The organism is Rahnella sp. PAMC25617 (genome assembly GCF_050606005.1).
Taxonomy (GTDB): domain Bacteria; phylum Pseudomonadota; class Gammaproteobacteria; order Enterobacterales; family Enterobacteriaceae; genus Rahnella; species Rahnella variigena.
The window spans coordinates 485,486-504,273 of sequence record NZ_JBOCUM010000006.1 but is presented as its reverse complement, the minus strand read 5'-3'; the positions used below and the strand labels follow the sequence as shown (position 1 = coordinate 504,273).

General features: G+C 56.0%; 20 protein-coding genes. 7 read left to right on the top strand and 13 right to left on the bottom strand.

Annotation, left to right across the window (positions count from 1 at the left end):
* Nucleotides 1-252: 252 nt before the first annotated feature.
* On the bottom strand, nt 253-1,758 hold the full coding sequence (locus ACM615_RS08365; protein ID WP_431011761.1) for an MFS transporter: 1,506 nt from the start codon (nt 1,756-1,758) through the stop codon (nt 253-255).
* Nucleotides 1,759-2,119: 361 nt separating this feature from the next.
* Here ACM615_RS08365 and osmF point away from each other — a divergent pair, with 361 nt between their 5' ends.
* From osmF to ACM615_RS08345, 4 genes are read left to right on the top strand one after another with little or no spacing between them, the layout of a single operon-like run.
* Nucleotides 2,120-3,058 carry a glycine betaine ABC transporter substrate-binding protein OsmF gene (osmF, locus tag ACM615_RS08360; RefSeq protein WP_112287456.1) on the top strand — a complete coding sequence of 313 codons (939 nt, stop codon included), beginning with the start codon at nt 2,120-2,122 and terminating at the stop codon, nt 3,056-3,058.
* 60 nt (nt 3,059-3,118) lie between these two features.
* On the top strand, nt 3,119-4,288 hold the full coding sequence (locus ACM615_RS08355) for an ABC transporter permease (protein ID WP_431011760.1): 1,170 nt from the start codon (nt 3,119-3,121) through the stop codon (nt 4,286-4,288).
* Complete coding sequence (locus tag ACM615_RS08350) at nt 4,285-5,229, top strand: ABC transporter ATP-binding protein (RefSeq protein ID WP_113877863.1); 945 nt, start codon at nt 4,285-4,287, stop codon at nt 5,227-5,229. The genes ACM615_RS08355 and ACM615_RS08350 overlap by 4 nt, the downstream gene beginning before the upstream one ends.
* Entirely contained in the window at nt 5,226-5,984 is a 759-nt protein-coding gene (locus tag ACM615_RS08345; protein WP_120160514.1) for an ABC transporter permease, read from the top strand. Before ACM615_RS08350 ends, ACM615_RS08345 begins: the two co-directional genes overlap by 4 nt.
* Here the strand turns inward: ACM615_RS08345 and ACM615_RS08340 are convergent.
* Nucleotides 5,973-6,149, bottom strand: coding sequence for a hypothetical protein (locus tag ACM615_RS08340; RefSeq protein ID WP_165353138.1), 177 nt, complete (start codon nt 6,147-6,149; stop codon nt 5,973-5,975). The two genes, ACM615_RS08345 and ACM615_RS08340, sit on opposite strands and share 12 nt — an antisense overlap.
* 224 nt (nt 6,150-6,373) lie before the next feature.
* Here ACM615_RS08340 and yedA point away from each other — a divergent pair, with 224 nt between their 5' ends.
* Nucleotides 6,374-7,291 (top strand): drug/metabolite exporter YedA, encoded by a 918-nt coding sequence (gene yedA / locus ACM615_RS08335; protein WP_431011759.1) that lies wholly within the window; start codon nt 6,374-6,376, stop codon nt 7,289-7,291.
* A 79-nt stretch (nt 7,292-7,370) separates the two neighbouring features.
* Here yedA and ACM615_RS08330 read toward each other — a convergent pair whose 3' ends face one another.
* From ACM615_RS08330 to ACM615_RS08290, 9 genes are read right to left on the bottom strand one after another with little or no spacing between them, the layout of a single operon-like run.
* The gene (locus ACM615_RS08330) at nt 7,371-7,907 is read right to left on the bottom strand and encodes a DUF3833 domain-containing protein (RefSeq protein ID WP_431011758.1); all 537 of its coding nucleotides are present in this window, start codon (nt 7,905-7,907) and stop codon (nt 7,371-7,373) included.
* Nucleotides 7,908-7,929: 22 nt separating this feature from the next.
* Nucleotides 7,930-8,454 carry a hypothetical protein gene (locus ACM615_RS08325; RefSeq protein WP_112287462.1) on the bottom strand — a complete coding sequence of 175 codons (525 nt, stop codon included), beginning with the start codon at nt 8,452-8,454 and terminating at the stop codon, nt 7,930-7,932.
* On the bottom strand, nt 8,454-8,954 hold the full coding sequence (locus ACM615_RS08320; protein WP_113877858.1) for a DUF2878 domain-containing protein: 501 nt from the start codon (nt 8,952-8,954) through the stop codon (nt 8,454-8,456). Before ACM615_RS08320 ends, ACM615_RS08325 begins: the two co-directional genes overlap by 1 nt.
* Nucleotides 8,951-10,183, bottom strand: a complete 1,233-nt coding sequence (locus ACM615_RS08315; protein ID WP_113877857.1) for an SAM-dependent methyltransferase — start codon at nt 10,181-10,183, stop codon at nt 8,951-8,953. The genes ACM615_RS08320 and ACM615_RS08315 overlap by 4 nt, the downstream gene beginning before the upstream one ends.
* A gap of 2 nt (nt 10,184-10,185) precedes the next feature.
* Complete coding sequence (locus tag ACM615_RS08310; RefSeq protein ID WP_112287465.1) at nt 10,186-10,902, bottom strand: DUF1365 domain-containing protein; 717 nt, start codon at nt 10,900-10,902, stop codon at nt 10,186-10,188.
* Nucleotides 10,899-12,257: an NAD(P)/FAD-dependent oxidoreductase gene (locus ACM615_RS08305; protein ID WP_431011757.1), complete on the bottom strand. Its 1,359-nt coding sequence runs from the start codon at nt 12,255-12,257 to the stop codon at nt 10,899-10,901. Before ACM615_RS08305 ends, ACM615_RS08310 begins: the two co-directional genes overlap by 4 nt.
* 1 nt (nt 12,258) lies before the next feature.
* Entirely contained in the window at nt 12,259-12,975 is a 717-nt protein-coding gene (locus ACM615_RS08300; protein ID WP_431011756.1) for an SDR family NAD(P)-dependent oxidoreductase, read from the bottom strand.
* The gene (locus ACM615_RS08295) at nt 12,975-13,427 is read right to left on the bottom strand and encodes a nuclear transport factor 2 family protein (protein WP_129638437.1); all 453 of its coding nucleotides are present in this window, start codon (nt 13,425-13,427) and stop codon (nt 12,975-12,977) included. The genes ACM615_RS08300 and ACM615_RS08295 overlap by 1 nt, the downstream gene beginning before the upstream one ends.
* Complete coding sequence (locus tag ACM615_RS08290) at nt 13,427-14,278, bottom strand: MerR family transcriptional regulator (RefSeq protein WP_129638438.1); 852 nt, start codon at nt 14,276-14,278, stop codon at nt 13,427-13,429. The genes ACM615_RS08295 and ACM615_RS08290 overlap by 1 nt, the downstream gene beginning before the upstream one ends.
* A 180-nt stretch (nt 14,279-14,458) precedes the next feature.
* Between ACM615_RS08290 and ACM615_RS08285 the strand changes: the two genes are divergently transcribed.
* Nucleotides 14,459-15,028, top strand: coding sequence for a helix-turn-helix domain-containing protein (locus ACM615_RS08285; protein WP_112287470.1), 570 nt, complete (start codon nt 14,459-14,461; stop codon nt 15,026-15,028).
* A gap of 24 nt (nt 15,029-15,052) precedes the next feature.
* Complete coding sequence (locus ACM615_RS08280) at nt 15,053-15,592, top strand: GNAT family N-acetyltransferase (protein WP_129638439.1); 540 nt, start codon at nt 15,053-15,055, stop codon at nt 15,590-15,592.
* A gap of 623 nt (nt 15,593-16,215) precedes the next feature.
* Here the strand turns inward: ACM615_RS08280 and ACM615_RS08275 are convergent.
* Both ACM615_RS08275 and ACM615_RS08270 read right to left on the bottom strand, forming a co-directional pair.
* Nucleotides 16,216-17,214 (bottom strand): ABC transporter permease, encoded by a 999-nt coding sequence (locus ACM615_RS08275; RefSeq protein WP_369964713.1) that lies wholly within the window; start codon nt 17,212-17,214, stop codon nt 16,216-16,218.
* A gap of 8 nt (nt 17,215-17,222) precedes the next feature.
* Nucleotides 17,223-18,704, bottom strand: a complete 1,482-nt coding sequence (locus tag ACM615_RS08270; protein ID WP_129639421.1) for a sugar ABC transporter ATP-binding protein — start codon at nt 18,702-18,704, stop codon at nt 17,223-17,225.
* Nucleotides 18,705-18,788 lie beyond the last annotated feature (84 nt).

Sequence of the window (18,788 nt, the reverse complement as noted above, 5' to 3'; positions counted from 1 at the left end):
CCGAATGAATGGTTCGAGACCCAAGGCTCGACACCTGAAATGAGGGAATCGCGAAGCGATGACATTTTACGCCACTCACTATTGCCGGGAAATATGTCCGTCATACCTGCGACAGCGCGCAGTGAAAGAGCCCGGGGGGTCTTGGGGGGTGGCGGCGATAGGCCGCCCCCCAAGTCGGTGTGGGCCGACGCCCACGGTCTTGACCTTAAGGCCAGTTTGGGTGGCAACCCAAGGCTTTGACGTTAGCAGCGATTAAACCGCTGCCCCCGGTTTAATTTCCTGCTGAAAATCCTCAGCATCAACATCATATCCCGACGGTTCCCACCGCACCGCTGTCAGCACGATCAGTCCCGCCAGTGGCGCTAACGCGATCACCCAGAACACGCCGGTGCCGAGCGCAGCGGAAAGTACCGGGAACAGGAACAGGGAAAGGGTGGAACTGGCGCGCATCAGCGTCTGGTTGAAACCGACACCCATGCCGCGCAGCGACGTCGGGTAGCTCAGTGAAGCAAACGTCATGGTGTGTGAACCAGGCCCGAAGCCCTGACCGAACAGGAATAACGCCAGCATGGCGATGGAAATCGCCGCTTCACCGCCGTCTGCCGGACGGCCAACGACGGCCAGGCCGATCATTGCCACCAGCTGGCAGGCGTATCCGGCGTAAGTCATTTTCCATGCGCCAAATTTCGACACATACCGTACCGCAATCAGGCCGCCGACGAAGGCGAAACACAGGTTCAGGCCGAGTGAGAACAGAATAGTGCTGATCATCGACTGTTGCAGGAAGCTGGATAAAATCACCGGCAGACCGAACGCCACGGCGTTATAGGCAAATGATGAGGCAACGGCGGTGACCGTCGCCAGCACGGTGCGGCGCAGATAAATCCCCTGCAACAGCGTGCCGTAGTTGCGCCATGCGGCTTTGCGTACTTTCACCTGCGGGGTTTTGTCCGCATCGTCCGCAACGACCGCATTGATGTTATAGGATTTTCTCAGGATCGCCGCCGCGCTTTGCAGGTCGCCCTGATTCGCCGCCCAGACCGGAGATTCATTCATGTAACGGTGGCGGATAGCAATAATCAGAATTGCAGGCACTGCGCCGAAACCGAGGATCAGACGCCACAACCAGTCGGTATGCGTGGCTGGCAGCACCGCATAAAGCAGCAGCACCAGCAGATAGGAAACGCTGATCGCCGCGTACCATGTCGGGCACCACATCGCCACGCGCGAGGCTTTATTGCCGCGTCCCTGAAGTTTTGAGAACTCCGCCAGAAACGCCATCGCCACCGGTAAATCGATGCCGACGCCTAATCCCATCACAAAGCGCGAGCCACCGAGCACCCATTCGTTTGGCGCAAAGGCACAGGCCAGCGCGGCAATCACGAAGAAGAACATGTCAGCCATGAACACGCGGTAACGGCCGATTTTGTCGGTCAGATAGCCACCGAACAATGCGCCGACAATCGCCCCGAAGGTAATCGCCGATGCGACAAAGCCCGCGCCGGAAGGCGTCAGACCAAACTGGTGGGTGATGTCTTTCATCCCGAAGGCCAGCGCGCCGAGGTCATAGGCGTCGAGGAAAACGCCGCCCAGCGCAATAGCAATCACGATACGCGCGTCGCTGATTTTCGCCGCGCCGCGGTTTACTAACTGAGTAATATCGGCAGCGGAACGAATCACCACCGGCTGGTCAGACGCAGGATCTGCGCTGTAATCCCCTGAAGAGGCGGCGGGAGAGGCCGCAATTGAATCAGACATTATTGTGTTTACGCTTTTTGACAAAAAAACCAGCATAGAGGCGAGGTGATGCCCGTCACAAGTCCTGATTAGACGTTGAGTGAAAACAAATGGCTATAAGTTAAAACAAAGTGATCTAAGAGGAAGAGGTGAGCATTTTTTTTCGGGGGAACAGACAATCTTGTTTGAGCGATTTCACGGATAAGCTTCGAACATTTCGGTATTTTACTCCGCTACCGCCGCCTGTTTTTATGGCACACCCTCCATTCCCCTGCGCGAAATTGGACTATTCTTGTTAGCAGCTTGTTTATACAGATGAAAGCTCAAAGACTGAGCCGTCGCCGGGCGACAAAACCAACATAACCCGATAAGAGGATAGAGTATGACTGCAACAACTGGGCGAGTACGGGGATTTTCCGTGGCAGCGCTGGCGCTGGTTTCTGCGATAAGTTTCAGCGCACAGGCCGCTGATGATGCCGTACGTGTCGGCTCGAAAATTGATACCGAAGGTTCGCTGCTCGGTAACATTATTATTCAGGTGCTGGAAGCCAACGGTATTCATACCACCAATAAATTGCAGCTGGGGACGACGAAAGTAGTGCGCGGCGCGATCACCGCCGGTGAAATCGATATCTATCCGGAATACACCGGTAACGGCGCGTTCTTCTTCTCCGACGATAAAGATCCGGCGTGGAAAAATGCTCAGGCCGGTTTCGATAAAGTTAAAAAGCTGGATTACGACCAGAACAAAATCGTCTGGCTGGATCCGTCTCCGGCTAACAATACCTGGACTATCGCGGTGCGTCAGGACGTGGCGAGTGCGCACAACCTGAAATCGCTGGGTGATTTGGGCAAATACATCAGCAGCGGCGGCGAGTTCAAACTGGCGGCCTCAGCAGAGTTTATCGAGCGTCCGGATGCCTTACCGGCGTTTGAAAATGCTTACGGTTTCAAACTGAATCAGGCGCAGTTACTTTCGCTGGCGGGCGGTGATACGGCGGTAACCATCAAAGCGGCAGCGGAAAAAACCTCCGGTGTGAACGCGGCAATGGCCTACGGCACCGACGGACCGGTGGCGGCGCTTGGCCTGCAAACGCTGGAAGACCCGAAAGGCGTGCAGCCAATTTACGCACCTGCGCCAATCATCCGCGAGGCCGCGCTGAAAGCGCATCCGAACATTCCTGATTTGCTCAAACCGGTGTTTGCTTCGCTCGATACCAAAACATTGCAGGGCCTGAACGCGAAAATCGCGGTGGATGGTCAGGATGCGAAAAAAGTGGCGGCGAAGTATTTGCAGGAAAAAGGTTTCGTTAAAAAATAACCGGGCAGTGACGCCCGGAGCACGGCCTTCGGGTCGTGCTCTTTGATATCAGGTAATGTTTTGACTTATCACTCACCCGTTAAAAACCGCGTCCTGCTGACGCTGGTTTTGCTGCTGTTGCTGGCCGGTTTCGGACTGGCCTTCGTCAGTCATGCGCCTAACCGGCTGGTCTCCGGCAAAGGTATTTCGCTGGCGAGCCTGCTGAATGGCTATTCTGCCTTACTGCTGTTGCCTGCCGTCTTGCTGCTGATCTGCGCCTTTCTGAATCTCTATGGCCGCAATCATCTGGTGGTGATGTTACTGGCTGAAATCCTGCTGACCGCGCTGGTCTGGCTGGCTGGTCACAGTGCGGTTCAGCTTGCCGGTGGCGATGAAGACAGTATCGCGCGCACCTCGCTGGGCGGCGGTTTCTGGGCGGGCGCGGCGCTTTGTCTGCTGATCGCCTCCGACGCTATTTCCCGTTTTACCCGCAATCACAGCCTGCGCATTTTGTTTAGTGTGCAGATGATCGTGCCGGTAGTTTTGCTGCTGGCGTACGGTCAGCTTGCCGAACTTTCGCTGCTCAAGGAATACGACAACCGTTCCGACGTGTTTAACGACGCGCTGTGGCAGCATCTCGGCATTTTGTCTGGCACGCTGGTGCCTGCGGTATTGATCGGCCTGCCGGTCGGGTTGCTGTGTCACCGTAAACCCCGCTGGCGCGGGCCGGTATTGTCGGTGCTCAATATTATCCAGACCGTGCCGTCGATTGCGCTGTTTGGTCTGCTGCTCGCGCCGCTGGCCGGGCTGGCAAAAGCGCTGCCGTGGCTGGCGGAGCACGGCATCAGCGGCATCGGGCTGGCTCCGGCAATTATCGCGCTGGTGCTGTATTCGCTGTTGCCGCTGGTGCGCGGCGTGATTGCCGGGCTGGAATCGGTGCCGGAAGCGGTCATTGAATCCGCCCGCGGTATGGGCATGAACCGCGCTCAGGTGTTTTTCCGCGTGCAGATGCCGATTGCTTTGCCGGTTATCCTGACCGGCGTGCGCATCGTGGCGGTGCAAACGGTCGGCATGGCGATGGTCGCCGCGTTGATTGGTGCAGGCGGGCTGGGCGCTATTATGTTCCAGGGCTTGCTCAGCAGCGCGCTGGATCTGGTCCTGCTCGGGGTGATCCCGGCGGTGCTGATGGCGGTGGTCGTCGACAGTCTCTTTAAATTTGCAGTCTCAATTCTGGAAACCACACGCAGATGATTCATTTCAAGCAGGTTAGCAAACACTTTGCCGGAAAAGCGGTCGTGCGCGATCTCACGCTGGAAATGGCCAAAGGCGAATTCACGGTTCTGATTGGCACGTCCGGTTCGGGAAAATCCACCACGCTCAAAATGATCAACCGGCTGGTGGAGCACGATCGCGGCGAGATTTTATTTGCCGGTGAACCGATAGAAAAATTCCGTGCGCAGGATTTGCGTCGCCGGATGGGCTACGCCATTCAGTCGATTGGCCTGTTCCCGCACTGGACGGTGGAAGAGAACATCGCCACCGTGCCGCAGTTACTGAAGTGGCCGAAGGTGAAAATCCGCGACCGTGTGACGGAGTTGCTCGAATTGCTCAATCTGGATCCGAAACAGTTCCGGCATCGTTATCCGCATCAGCTTTCCGGCGGGCAACAGCAACGCGTCGGTGTGGCGCGTGCGCTGGCCTCGGACCCGGAAGTATTGCTGATGGACGAACCTTTCGGTGCGCTCGATCCGGTGACCCGCGCCACGTTGCAGGAAGAAGTGGCGCGCATCCACAAAATCACCCACCGCACCATTGTGCTGGTGACGCACGATATTGATGAGGCGCTGGCACTGGCCGACCGCATCGTGCTGCTCAACGACGGACAAGTGGTGCAGCAGGGCACACCGCTGGAATTACTGACCCGGCCTGCGACGCCGTTCGTGCGCGATTTCTTTGGTGGCAGCGATATGGGGATCCGATTGCTGTCCCTGCGCGAAGTCGGTTCACTGACGCGGCGCGGCGAACCGTATTCCGGCAGCCAGCCGCCGCTGACGGATTCGATGAGCCTGAGTCAGGCGCTGTCAAAATTTGTCGCGCAACGGGTTCAGCAACTGCCGGTGGTCGATGGACAGGGCCAGCCGCTCGGCGTGCTGCATTTCGCCGATCTGACGACTGAGAGGAATGACGCATGAAACGGATATTCGCAGATCCTCTGATTTGGTTATTCGCTTTACTGCTGGCGCTGATTTTCGGCATGACCTCGCTCGGCGGCCTGTTCCACTGGATGTTCCCTGAGCTCAGCAGGCCGGTATATCAGCAGGAAAGTTTCGCCTCACTGGTGGAAGCACATTTATTACTGGTCGGCATTTCCAGTCTGATCGCGGTGGTGATAGGTGTGGCGGCCGGTGTAGGCGTGACGCGTCCGGCGGGCAAGGAATTCCGCTCACTGGTGGAAACGCTGGTGGCGATGGGGCAGACATTTCCGCCGGTCGCCGTGCTGGCGGTTGCGGTACCGGTGATGGGATTCAGCGAAAAACCGGCGATTATCGCGCTGGTGCTTTACGGGTTGTTGCCGATTTTGCAGGGAACGATTGCCGGGATTGAATCCGTGCCTGCCTCGGCGCGTGAGATTGCGCAAGGCGTGGGCATGAGCCGCTGGCAGATGTTGCGGAAAGTGGAAATTCCGCTGGCCGCGCCGGTGATTATTTCCGGCATCCGCACGTCGGTGATTATCAATATCGGGACGGCGGCGATTGCCTCATCGGTCGGCACGTTAAGCCTCGGATCACCGATTATTATCGGCCTGAGCGGCTTTAATACGGCTTACGTGTTGCAGGGCGCGGTGATTGTGGCGCTGCTGGCGATTTGCGTGGATATGCTGTTTGAACGCTGGAGCCTTTGGTTACAACGCTGGCAGCAGCGATCGGCAGACGAATCAGTTCGTTGATGCAGAAGACGGCGCAGGGACAACAGAAGGGGCGTCGTTATCGCTGACAGGTTTAGCGTCGTCCTGGATCACCACCGCATAACCGGCAACCATTACGCCGCCAATTGCGCCCATCGCCATCAGACCAAACAGCGCGATAAATAATTTTTTGCCAAGCGAATTCATGTGCAATACCTCAGAAATTTGAACGACGAATTATAAATCGTTTCGTTACCCCTGCAACAGACTATTCATGCTGTGACTACATTATCGTTGCCGTCAGCGAATTTTTTGTCATATGCAGAAACTTTTTAGCAACATTTTGACGCGATCGCACAGATTCCCTTGCCGGAAATCAGGCCAATAGCGTTAACTGTTGGCCTTCATTATCACGCTAATAAGTTCTTCCTATGACTGGTTCCGTCACCCGTTCTCTGCTGCCATTAATTGCTGCACTGTTTGCGTTGTATTTTATCTGGGGTTCTACGTATTTTGTTATCCGCGTCGGCGTGGAAAGCTGGCCGCCGCTGATGATGGCCGGCCTGCGTTTCTTTGTCGCCGGATGCATTTTATTTACATTTCTGCTGCTGCGCGGGCATATAGTCCCGACGCTGAAACAGTGGATGGCCGCCGGTGCCGTGGGCATTTTGCTGCTCTCAGTCGGCAATGGTCTGGTGACGGTGGCGGAACATATGCAGGTGCCGTCCGGCATTGCCGCCGTGATGGTCGCGACCGTTCCGCTGTTTACCCTGTGTTTCAGCCGCCTGTGGGGAATGCCCAACAGCCGTCTGGAATGGACCGGTGTCGCCATTGGCCTGTTTGGGATTGTGCTGCTCAATACCGGCAGTAATCTGGAAGGGAACCCGTGGGGCGCGGCGCTGATCCTGCTCGCCTCATTAAGCTGGGCATTCGGTTCGGTGTGGAGTTCGCGCCTGCCGCTGCCAGCAGGCCTGATGGCCGGTGCTGCGGAAATGATCATCGCCGGTGTGGTATTGCTGGTTGCCAGCCGCGTTACCGGCGAACATCTGACCGCGACGCCATCGCTGCACGGTTTTCTGGCACTCGGTTATCTGGTGGTTTTTGGCTCTATGATCGCTATCAGCGCCTATATGTTCTTACTGAAAACCGTGCGTCCGGCTGTCGCCACCAGTTACGCCTATGTGAATCCCATTGTGGCGGTTCTGCTGGGGATCACCTTCGCTGGCGAATCCCTGTCACCGGTCGAATGGGTGGCGTTAGGCGTGATCCTGTGCGCAGTCCTGCTGGTGACGCTGGGGAAATTCGTGTTCGGACGTAAGAAAACTGAGATCACGGAAGTGAAGGTTTAAACCGCTCCCTTTCTCAGATGTGACAGCTGGTTTGTTGTGCTCCTCCCCCTGCGCAGGGGAGGAAGCAGATCGAACTTACCTACTTCTTCTCAAAGAAGATCGACACCCGCGCGACTTCCACGCCGAATTTTGTCAGTGAGGTGACGTTGAACAGGTGCTGTTCATCCTGCTGATAAATCCAGTCATCGAAGGTCAGGCGGTAGGTGCTGCCGCCTGATTTCACATCCATGACGTATTTCCAGTTAAACGCGTTACCGGCGGAATGACCGGTGGCGGTACCGATAATATCGCCCGCCGTGCCGGTATAGCTGCCGTCAGCGAGTTTACGTATATGCCAGACGCGGGTTTGCTTCTCGCCGTCGTCATACACAAAATCCTCATGCAACGTCAGCGTATCGCCCGCCACGTCACCACGAATTTTCACGGTAAAGCGTCGCGTTTGTTTGTTGCTGTAATCCTGCACCATGCCGTACGCCAAGCTGTCACCGGCGAACCAGGTAAAAATATCCAGCTTCGGCTGAGCCTGGGCGTAATCCTCGATGTTGGCTTTACAGCCGCTGAGGACCACAATGCAGCCCATCAGTAACGCAAAAAAACCTTGGCGAAAAACAGTCATAAAGCCTCCGGTCAGAGGGATGTCAATCCGATGCGGTAGCACCGGTCAGTTTGCTGCGTAAATCCGGATATTGCGTTTCAGGGGAGAGCCAGATGGCCAGGAACGCATCACGAAAAGCCGGGGTGAATGCGTTGCCCGCCGGATTTATCATCACGCTGTTGGCCGCACGGCTGTAAAACTGCCCGCCGTTTTCTGTGGCGACAAAAATGATTTCACTGCCATTACTGACGTCCGGCCAGGTATTTTCAACGGCGTCCAGCCAGCCATTTTTTTGCGCCTGTGCCAGCAATCCGAGTGCCTGCCACTGTTCTTCTGTGGCTTTGGTCAGTTCCTCGCGATCAATACTGCGCAGGTAATCAATGTCTAATGCCAGTGGCCATTTTTGGGGCTGATATGTGCCGTCAGGGGTCAGCAACTGCGAGTTGTAAACCTCAAACGGCCCCCAGCTGAGCGTGGCGTGCCCGACAGGTTTCCACTGTTCCCACGGCACAGCGGCGAAAAGCGGGGAGCAGAACAGCAGCAGCGCGGCGGTTAAAAGTGCTTTCATCAGCTTCTCCGCAGGGAATGTTGGTTAAGCAAAACCGGCAGGCTGATCAGGGGTAAAAACAGTGCCCAGCCCGCGGCCAGCGCCAGCCAGACGTACAACGGCGTGGCCTGAAGTTGCATCGCACCCAGGTTCATGCCGATAAAATAAGCCAGCGGGCCGCTGACGGCACCGAGCGGAATTAACCAGCACACTTTCAGGCGTAAAACCCCCAGCAGCCACAGCCACCACGCGCTGAAACCCAGCCACAGTGCCATCATCCACGCGGGCACGGCGGCAGAATCAGTAAACTCAAACAGACCCAGAATGCACCACAGCGAATCCATCATAATGCCCAGCGTACAGGCCACCGCGACCCACAAACGGCGGCGCGACGGGGTGAACGCCAGCATCAGAAAACTGCTGATCAGCAGAAAAATAATAAAACGGTCGCGCCCCCAGACTGCCAGCGTCCACCAGACGTCGAAGCCTGCTGCCAGCAACCAGAAGCGCAGGGACATCATCCGCGTCGCTCGGCGGTCAGTTGTACGGTGCTGATGGTGCGGGCGCGGAAACCGGCCTCGCAATAGCACAGATAAAACAGCCACAGGCGGCGGAAATGCTCGTCCTGCCCGTCACCGGTTTGCGTATTCCAGTAACGCTGCACACGCTCGCGCCATTCATGTAGGGTGCGGGCGTAATCGGAACCGATATCAAATAAATCACGCACCACCAGACTGGTGCAGCGCGTCATGGTGTCATTCATGGCGGTGATGGACGGCAGAAAGCCGCCGGGAAACACATAACGCTGGATGAAATCGACTTTGCGGCTGTAAGACGCGTAACGCTGATCGGCAATGGTGATCGCCTGGATAGCCATGCGTCCCTGTGGTTTAAGCAGGGCATTACAGCGTTTGAAAAAGGTGGAGAGATAACGCTTTCCGACCGCTTCGATCATTTCAATCGACACCAGTTTGTCGAACTGGCCGCGCAACGAGCGGTAGTCTTCACACAACACCGTCACGCGGTCGCTCAGCCCGGCTTTTTCAATACGCTCGCAGGCAAAGCGATATTGCTCGCGGGAAATGGTTGTGGTCGTCACCTGACAGCCGTACTCGCGCGCGGCAAATTCTGCCATCGCACCCCAGCCAGTACCGATTTCCAGCAGATGATCTCCTGCATGCAGTTGCAGCTGTTCGCAAAGACGGCGCATTTTGGCTTCCTGCGCCTGTTCCAGCGTCATTTGCGGTTCCTGATACCAGGCGGAGGAATAGAGCATTTTCTCATCGAGAAAGCCCTGATAAAAATCGTTGCCCAGATCGTAATGCGCGGAGATATTTTTTCGTGCCTGAGAAGGGCTGTTGCGACGGAAAAAGTGGATCAGATTATTCGCGGGCGTGCTGAGCCAGCTCAGGCGTGCTTCGAGCTTGTCCACCAGTTTCAGGTTTTCCGCCAGCAGCTGTAACACCGTCGTCAGGTTCGGCGTGGTCCAGTCGCCATCAATAAAACTCTCGCCCGCCGCAATGCTGCCGCCCAGTAAAACACGGCGATAAGCGCGCAGATGATGAACTTCGATTTCGCCCTGCAAAGGCGCTGTGTGATCACCAAAGAAAATGGCGTCTTCGCCCGGTTCCCGCAGGGTCAGACCGGCTCCTTTCAGCTGCCTGAGCACGCTCAGAATCAATGCGCGTGCGGCCTTGCTGCGCCTGTTGTTCGCCCCTTCGCGGGCGAGCTGCACTTCAGGTTGGCTCATGGTCAGTCCTTATCAACGGGAGGATGAGAATAAATGGGGGCCCGTTTCAGCCACAGTTTCAGCGCCTGCCAGTAAATGGTCAGCGCGGTCTTTGCGGTCATCAGGGGCAGCCGCCACAATTGCTGACGCAGCGCCTCGCGGGTCAGCGGGCGGGCGGTCAGAGAAAGGGCAGCATCGAATTCCCGTTCTTTGCGGTGATTTTCGATAGTGATGTGTAACTGTTTTCCAGGAGGTGTCAGGCGCCAGTGATAGACCATGTCCATCGGATTGAAGGGCGACACATGAAAGGCTTTCGGCACAGGCTGCGAGCCGTCAGGGAGCACCGCGTAGGTGTGGCGTTCATTCCAGGGCGTATTACGCACTTCGGCCAGCATCCAGCGCAAAATTCCGCTTTGATCATAAAGGTAGTAGAAGTTGACCGGATTGAAATAGCAGCCGAAATAACACAGCTGACAGAGCAGCATCACGCGTCCTTCGGGGCGTTCGCCGGTCAGCTCGGCAATTCTCGCCTGGGCTTTGGTTTTGATATCGCCACCGCCGAGATAATCTTTACGGCGAAAACTGGCAGGAGAAAATTTTTCCAGCCGGATACCCAGAGCGGGCAATGCATCCAGTTCATCGAGATCAATCAGCGGCATGAAAATGTCATAGTCAAAACGATGCTCAACCGGCGTAAACCGGCGATGGCGCACCGTGCCAACATACAGCTGGCTGTTCATGACGCCTCCCGTTTTTCCGGCGCAGGTTCTGCCTGTGCAGTGAATAACCGCAGGCTCAGTTGTTCCACCACGTCGCGTGCGCTGTTAACACCGTCTTCATGAAAACCGTTGTACCAGTAAGCGCCGCAAAACCAGGTGTTGTGGTGGCCGTTGATCCGGTAACGCTCCTGCTGCGCATGGTGGCTGGCCAGATTCAGAACCGGATGCATATAGGTGGCGCGGAACAACACCTTGCTCTCATCAATCGGCGTCAGCGGATTGAGGGAAACACAAAACGTCTGCGGCGCGTTCAGTCCCTGCAAAATATTCATGTTATAGGTCACGCTGGCACGGCGGCTGTGCGCCGGATTGCTGTCGCGAAAATCGCCGCGCCCCGCCGGATGGAGCGTATTAGGCAGCTGATAATTCCAGCTCGCCCAGGCGCGTTTCTCGCGCGGCAGCAGATGGGTGTCGGTATGCAAAATGACGTCATTGGCCTGATAAGGCAGCGCGCCGAGAATGCTTTTTTCTGCGTCCATTGCGTTCTCACCCAGAATGCTCAGCGCCTGATCGGAATGGCAGGCGAAAACTACCTGATCAAACCGTTCTTCACCCTGTGCTGAATGCAGCGTCACGCCGCCGGATGTGCGGATAACGCCAGTGACCGGTGTACTGGTCAGCAGTTTTACGCTGGCGGGGAGTTTCTCCTGCATCCGGCGGATATATTCCCGCGAACCGCCCGGCACCACCATCCACTGCGGACGGTTAGTGACATCCAGCAGCCCGTGGTTATTGAAAAAGCGCAGAAACATCGACAGCGGGAAATTCGCCATATCGCCGAGAGAAGAGGACCAGATTGCCGCGCCCATCGGCAGCACATAATGCAGGGCGAAGAACGGCGAAAATCCGTTTTGATCCAGCAAATCGGCCAGTGTGTCTTCGTCATTATGCGGATTGAGCAGGCGTGCCTTACACAATTTATTAAAGCGCAATATTTCGAAAATGAACTGCCAGAACCGCGGCCTGAAAAGGTTGCGACGCTGGGCAAACAGGCTGTTGAGCGAATGCCCGTTGTATTCGAGTTTGCTGAGCGGATTACGCACAGAAAAGCTCATTTCCGTCGGCTGACCTTCAATGCCCAGCTCTTTGAGCAGGGCGATAAAATGCGGATACGTGCGGGTGTTATAGACAATAAAACCGGTATCGATGGCGTATTCCTGGCCGTCTGAAATCACATCCTGCGTGGCGGTGTGCCCCCCTAACGTTGCCGATGCCTCAAAGACGGTAATTTCGCAGTCCGGCTGGTTCTTTGCCAGTAACCAGGCACAACTCAGCCCTGAAATCCCGCTGCCAATGATAGCCACTTTAGTTGTCATTTTATTTCACCATTTTCCGGCATAACCATTTTTGCAGACCGACCGGCAGCAGCGCGGTAGTTTTCAGCAAACGGGCAAAGAGAGGAGGGAAGGCAATTTCGCTGGCGCCGTGCGCCAGTTTTTTACGGATGTGTTTTGATGCCTGCACCGCCGTCACCATCATCGGCATCGGAAAATCATTGCGTGCTGTCAGCGGCGTTTCGACAAATCCCGGCTGGATCAGGGAAATATGGATCTGACGTTTTGCCAGATCCACCGCCAGAGAACGGGCGAAAAAGGCCAGCGCGGCTTTCGAGGCACCATAAGCTTCACTGCGTGAAAAAGGCAAAAGCCAGGCCACGGAGCCGACCAGCGCCACGCGGCTGCCGGGAGCCAGGCGCGGCAGCAGGGCATCGAGACAATTCACCGGGCCGATGAAATTGGTGTTCATCACGCGGACGACTTTTTCAGCCTCAACCACGCCGTCATCAAGATATTCGCAGGTACCGGCGCACAGGATCACCAGATCGGCCTGCACGTCCTGCAACGCCTGACGGGTTTCTGATAAATCGGTGATATCAAAACGCAGCGGGATAATCAGCGGACTGGCGGCGGCGACCGCAATGAGTTTTTCACCATCACGCCCGCAGGCGATAACTTCCCAGCCTTCTGCGGCATAGTCCTGAGCCAGCTGTTTTCCGATACCCGAACTGGCACCGGTGATCAGGACGCGGCGCATTATTTCAACCTTGCTTTAACCGCGCGGACAGCGCCGCCGAGCACCGGAACATGCTCATACAACATCGCACCGAGATCGTAATAATCGCGCTGATAAGCAATCCGGTTATCTGACAGGCGCAGATGGCTGGCGCCATTGAGGAACATAGCCTGACCTTTTTTCAGTGCCGGATGCGAAAACTCCATCCGCCAGAACAGCGACGCTTCAGCGCCACTGGTCAGCGGAGGCTGAATGTCAAAGCGGCAGTAATTCACTTTTTTGAGCAACTGTGCGAAATAGCGTTCGAGAGCATCTACGCCGTCGTAATGCGACACCGGATCAATGAACACCACATGCGGATGATAAATACGCGAAAGCTGCGGGAGCTGGCTCACATCCAGATGGCTGTAAAATTCGCAAAGCCGGGTCAGAACATCAGCGGGTATCGCGGGTTCAGGAAAATATTTGATCATTATTTTTTCCTTCCATTACGCACTGGCACTATCTGCAGAACCGGAGGCGTGCCTTCACCGTGAAGACTTTCGACATTATCGTTTTCATCTTCGCTGTCTTGTGAGCCAAGCAGCAGGGAAGCACTGCCCAGAAGAAGTATCGACAGGCCCTGTTCAACCCAGTTCAGCAGGCGCTGGCGCTGAATTTGCGTCAGTTTGCCTTCAGCCCATAACAGGATTTGCGAACCACTGAGATTTTCAAGATGCGGGTCATCGAGCGGGACCGGCATGATGTCGATCTGCATTCCTTCCTCGCAGCGCACAATGGCTTCCAGCCATAGCTCGGTGCTGTCCAGATGTCCCCAGCCCACCAGCGTCGCCGGATTGCCGGGACGTTTACGGGCGGCACCCATACACATCACCGCGTGTTCGATGATCAGGCCGTCAAGCTGGCTGCGTAACATCAGCAGGCGCGGATCACCTGCACTGAGACGCGAGCGCAAGGGTCTGAGCACGTTATTCACAAAAGATGCCGCCGGATATTCACGACCGAGTTCCATCATCAACTGACGGACTTTATTGCTGCGGCCATCCTGCAATGCGGTCAGCAAACTGTGTTCTGACTGCGACCAGCCGCCCGGCAGTGCATCCACTTTGCCTTCGAGCAGGGATTTCACCTGACCAACAGGTATCCCGCGATTAATCCAGCCCAAAATAGTGCGAATGGTATCAAGGTCATCATCATTAAACAGACGATGGCCGCCTTCGGTGCGCTGCGGTTTTAGCAAGCCGTAACGGCGTTGCCAGGCACGCAGCGTGACCGGGTTGATACCACAAATTCGGGCGACTTCGCCGATGCTGTAAAGAGACATAATGAATTCCAAAATTTTCGCACTAACTAATCTTAACTCTAGCGCCAGATTGCAAAGCTGTACAACTTTATTATTTTTGTACAACTTGCCTAATACTTTTCGCCTACATTATTTTAACTTGCAATGTTCTCATATCAGAGATATTTTCCCGATATTGAGATTTAACGGCAGGGTAAGAAAATGGAAGAAGGGCAGGAAAGTCAGGATCTGCGTCTCGCTGAGCGTCTGGCAGAATTACGTATCGGGCAGGGCTGGTCACTTGAACAACTGGCGCAACTGACCGGTATCAGCCGTGCCACACTTTCGCGAGTCGAGCGGGCAGAAACCAGCCCGACGGCATCTTTGCTGGGCAAACTGAGCGCGGCTTACGGGCTGACGACTTCACGCCTGCTGATGGCGCTGGAAGATAACCCGCCGGAGCTTATACGCCGCGCGCAGCAACCTGTCTGGCATGATCGCGAAACCGGTTTTGAGCGTCGTTCGGTCTCCGCGCCCGCCCCCGGTTTTCGTGCTGAGCTGATTTCCGGTTTGCTGAAATCAGGCGCGACCATTTCGTATGATTCCCCGCCGGTGGACGGCCTCGAACAGCATATCTGGATGCTGGAAGGTGTACTGGAATTCACCCTCGATGGCCGCTGTTACCGGCTGGAAGCGGGAGACTGTCTGCGTTTTCATCTTCACGGCACAACATCTTTTCACGTACCCGGCCCGCAGGATGCCCGTTACGCCATCGTTATTTCACGTCCTTAACCTCTGATGAAAAGGGTTATTCCCATGCAAAGCAGCAATGAAGAAGTGGTGATCAGCGAAGTGCAGGATGGCGTGCTGACGCCTGCGGATCTGGATGCGCTGGCGGAGACGCTGATGCAATCCGTCGCACTCGGCGCAAGTATCGGATTCATTTTGCCTTTTGGTTTTGTGCAGGCGCAGGCCTTTTGGCAAAAGCTTTTGCCAGCTTTTGAGCGTGGTGAAAAGCGTCTGCTGGTGGCGCGGGTGGCAGGGAAAATTGCCGGTACTGTGCAACTGGTGGTCGATCAGCCCGCCAACGGCATCCATCGCGGTGACGTGGTGAAACTGATGGTTCACCCCGATGGCCGCCGTAAAGGGCTCGCCCGTAAGCTGATGACGGCAGTCGAAGCGCTGGCACGCGAAGAAGGTAAAACCCTGCTGGTACTGGATACGGTGACGGGCAGTCCGGCACAGACATTGTATGAAAATCTCGGTTTCACCCTGAGCGGAACGATCCCGCATTATGCGATGTCGACGGAAGGGATGCTGGAATCGACGAGCGTGATGTATAAAGTGCTGATGTGAAATGTTTTAAAGTCAAAACCGTGGGCGTCGGCCCACACCGACTTGGGGGGCGGCCTATCGCCGCCGCCCCCCAAGACCCCCCGGGCTCTTTCACTGCGCGCTCCGCTCGCTGACTATGTTTCATAAGCCGCAGTGATAGCCGCAAAATCCCGCCGCTGCGCGGTTCCCTCCCATCGGGTTACAACCTGCGCAAAAAGATGCGCGGTTTTCCACCTCTCGTCCGGCGGTATTTTGGAACCGGCCTCAGGCTCTTAATTCACAACCTGACTGATTTTGAAATCTAAAAACTGTCTGCCCTTGAATTTAAGATGCTGCGGGCGTTTCAGAAAGCTTGCTGAATGAGAGGTTGCAGACCTAAGGCTGCAATCCCGAAATGAAGGCACCGCGCAGCGGCAAGATTTCCAGCCTGTCGCTGCGGTGACTGAAACATAGTGTCTGGCGATAGCGCGCAGTTAAAAAAACGCAGGATTCCAAAGGGTTTCGTTTAAAACCCTTTGGGCCAGTGTGGGCGGCGAGCCCACGACCTTGAGGCCAGTTTGGGTGGCAACCCAAGGTTTTGTGGGTGTGGGCGGCGAGCCCACGGTGTTGACCTTAAAAAAGCCGAAATATAGCAGCGGCCTCTGCTATCTCTTCTGAATGTACGTCAGCGCCAGCGCCACCGCCAGCACCAGCCCTTTGATGATATCCATCGCGTAATACGGCACCGACAACATCACCAGTCCGTTCGACAGCACGCCTAAAATGACTGCGCCCAGCAGGGTTCCCAGCGCATTCGGTTTACCGGAACCTGCCAGCGAGAAGCCGATGTAGGCGGCGGCAACGGCGTCCATCAGGTAACCGCCTCCGGCATTCACCTGCGAAGACCCGATACGTGACGCCAGCAAAATACCCCCAGCACCGGCCAGAACGGATGACATCACATAGGCAATCACGCGATAACGCGCGGTGCGGATCCCCGCCAGACGTGCAGCCAGCGGGTTACCGCCGATAGCGTACATGCGGCGGCCATGTTTGGTCAGCGACATAAACAGTTGTACCGCAATGGTCACGACGGCCATCACGATGACAATCACCGGCACCTGACCGAGCAGGCTGAACACCGCGGGCACCGTGCCTTCGGCCATGTCACCGCTCGGCAATAACATGTTTTCAGTGATCGAGCCGCCATAGCTGTAAGTCATCGCCGCGCCCTGAATCACAAACAAACTGGCGAGGGTGGCGAGCATGTCAGGGATCTTCAGGATGACAATCAGGAAGGCATTGAACAGGCCGACCAGCGTACACAACGCCAGCGTGATTAAGATGGCTTCGGTGGTGCCGAAACCGTGCCAGACGAACATCGAAATCACCAGCGCATTGGCGAGTGACGCCGTTGACCCGACGGATAAATCGAAGCCGCCGACCGCCAGTGAAATCGATACGCCGATAGCAATCACCGTCACGATGGCAATCGAACGCAAAATGTTGATGATATTCGACGGCTCGAGGAAGTTATCTGATGCCACACCAAAACCGGCAATCAGCAATACCACGGTCAGCAACATGCCCCATTTATACAAAAACTCGAACAGCTGATGACGCCACGGCTGACTCGCTGCGGGCACGCTTTCTTTACTCACCACGGCTTTGTTCACGCGGGTGTTCCTCCGGTTGAATAGACTAATAAGGTTTCTTCGTCGACGTTAGCGGCGTCAAGTTCGGCCACAATGCGGCCATCCCACAACACCAGAATGCGGTCGCATAAACCGACCAGTTCGGCGAACTCACCGGAAGCATAAATAATGCCTTTTCCCTGTTGCGCCAGGCCGTCGATCAGCCTGAACACGTCCGTTTTGGCTTTGATGTCTACGCCTTTGGTCGGTTCGTCGAAGATCAACACCTGACTCTCACTGCGCAGCCATTTTCCGATAGCGACCTTCTGCTGGTTGCCGCCGGAAAGCCGTGCCAGCTTCTGCATCGGCCCGGAAGCGCGAATGCCTAAGCGGCTGATAATGTCTTTTGCCCATGACAGTGACTGGCGCGCGTTGAAAATACTCCAGCGCGAAAAAGTGTCGTCAGCGGTCACACTCAGGTTCATCGGGATATTTTCATCAATGAAAATCCCTTCCTTGCGCCGTTCTTCCGGCACTAACGCCAGCCCCTGTTCGACAGAAAGATGCGGTTCTTTCGGCTTCCAGGGTTTGCCATTCAGTTCACCGCTTTCCACCTGACTCGGCGTCGCGCCAAACAGCGCCTTGCACAGTTCAGTTTTTCCGGCACCCGCCAGCCCGGCAATGCCGAGGATTTCGCCACGATGCAGTCGCAGCGAGATATCCCGCAGTTTGTCTTTATCGTGCATCCCATGAATGCTTAGCAGCGTTTCACCGCTGTGCGGCGGACGGCGCGGTGGGTAAATATCGTCGAGCTGATGGCCGATCATTTTCTCAATAATGTGCTCGTTGCTCAGGCCGTCCATGCTGTCATCGCTGACCAGACGCCCGTCGCGCAGCACCGTCATGCGATCACAGATATCACGCAGTTCATGGATACGGTGCGAGATAAACACAATCGCCATTCCGGCGGCTTTCAGCTTGCGTACCAGTGCGAACAGACGTGCACTTTCCGCCTGATCGAGCGGGGCGGTCGGCTCATCGAGGATCAGGAACCGGCATTTATGCGATAACGCCCGCGCCAGCAAAATCAGCTGTTTCTCCGCCAGCGTGCAGCTCTCGATGCGAGCCCGCAGGTTGATGTTCAGCCCAAGCTGTTCGGTCAGTAACTGTGCCTGACGGTAAAGCTGCGGCCAGTTATGCAGATGACCCGGTTCAGAAAGGCGGTCGAGCATGATGTTTTCGGCAACGTTCAGCGTCGGCACCAGCGCGACATCCACTTCCTGCTGCACCAGATGAATCCCGTGCTCGCGGGCATGATGCGGCAGGCGGATATTTGCGGCTTTGCCGTCGATAGTGATCTGCCCGGTGTAATGTTCATGCGTGCCGGAAAGCACCGCCATCAGTGTCGATTTCCCCGCGCCATTCGCGCCAACTAACGCATGGACGGAGCCGCCTTCCAGCGTGAAATCCACCTGGCGCAGGGCAGGGAAACCGGCAAATGCAATCGAGATATCGCGCATCTCAAGGAGGGAGGTGGTCACTGGGCGTTCGGCCTTATTAAATAGACGGATGGGGATTTAGACGTTTAGCCGTCCATTGGGTTT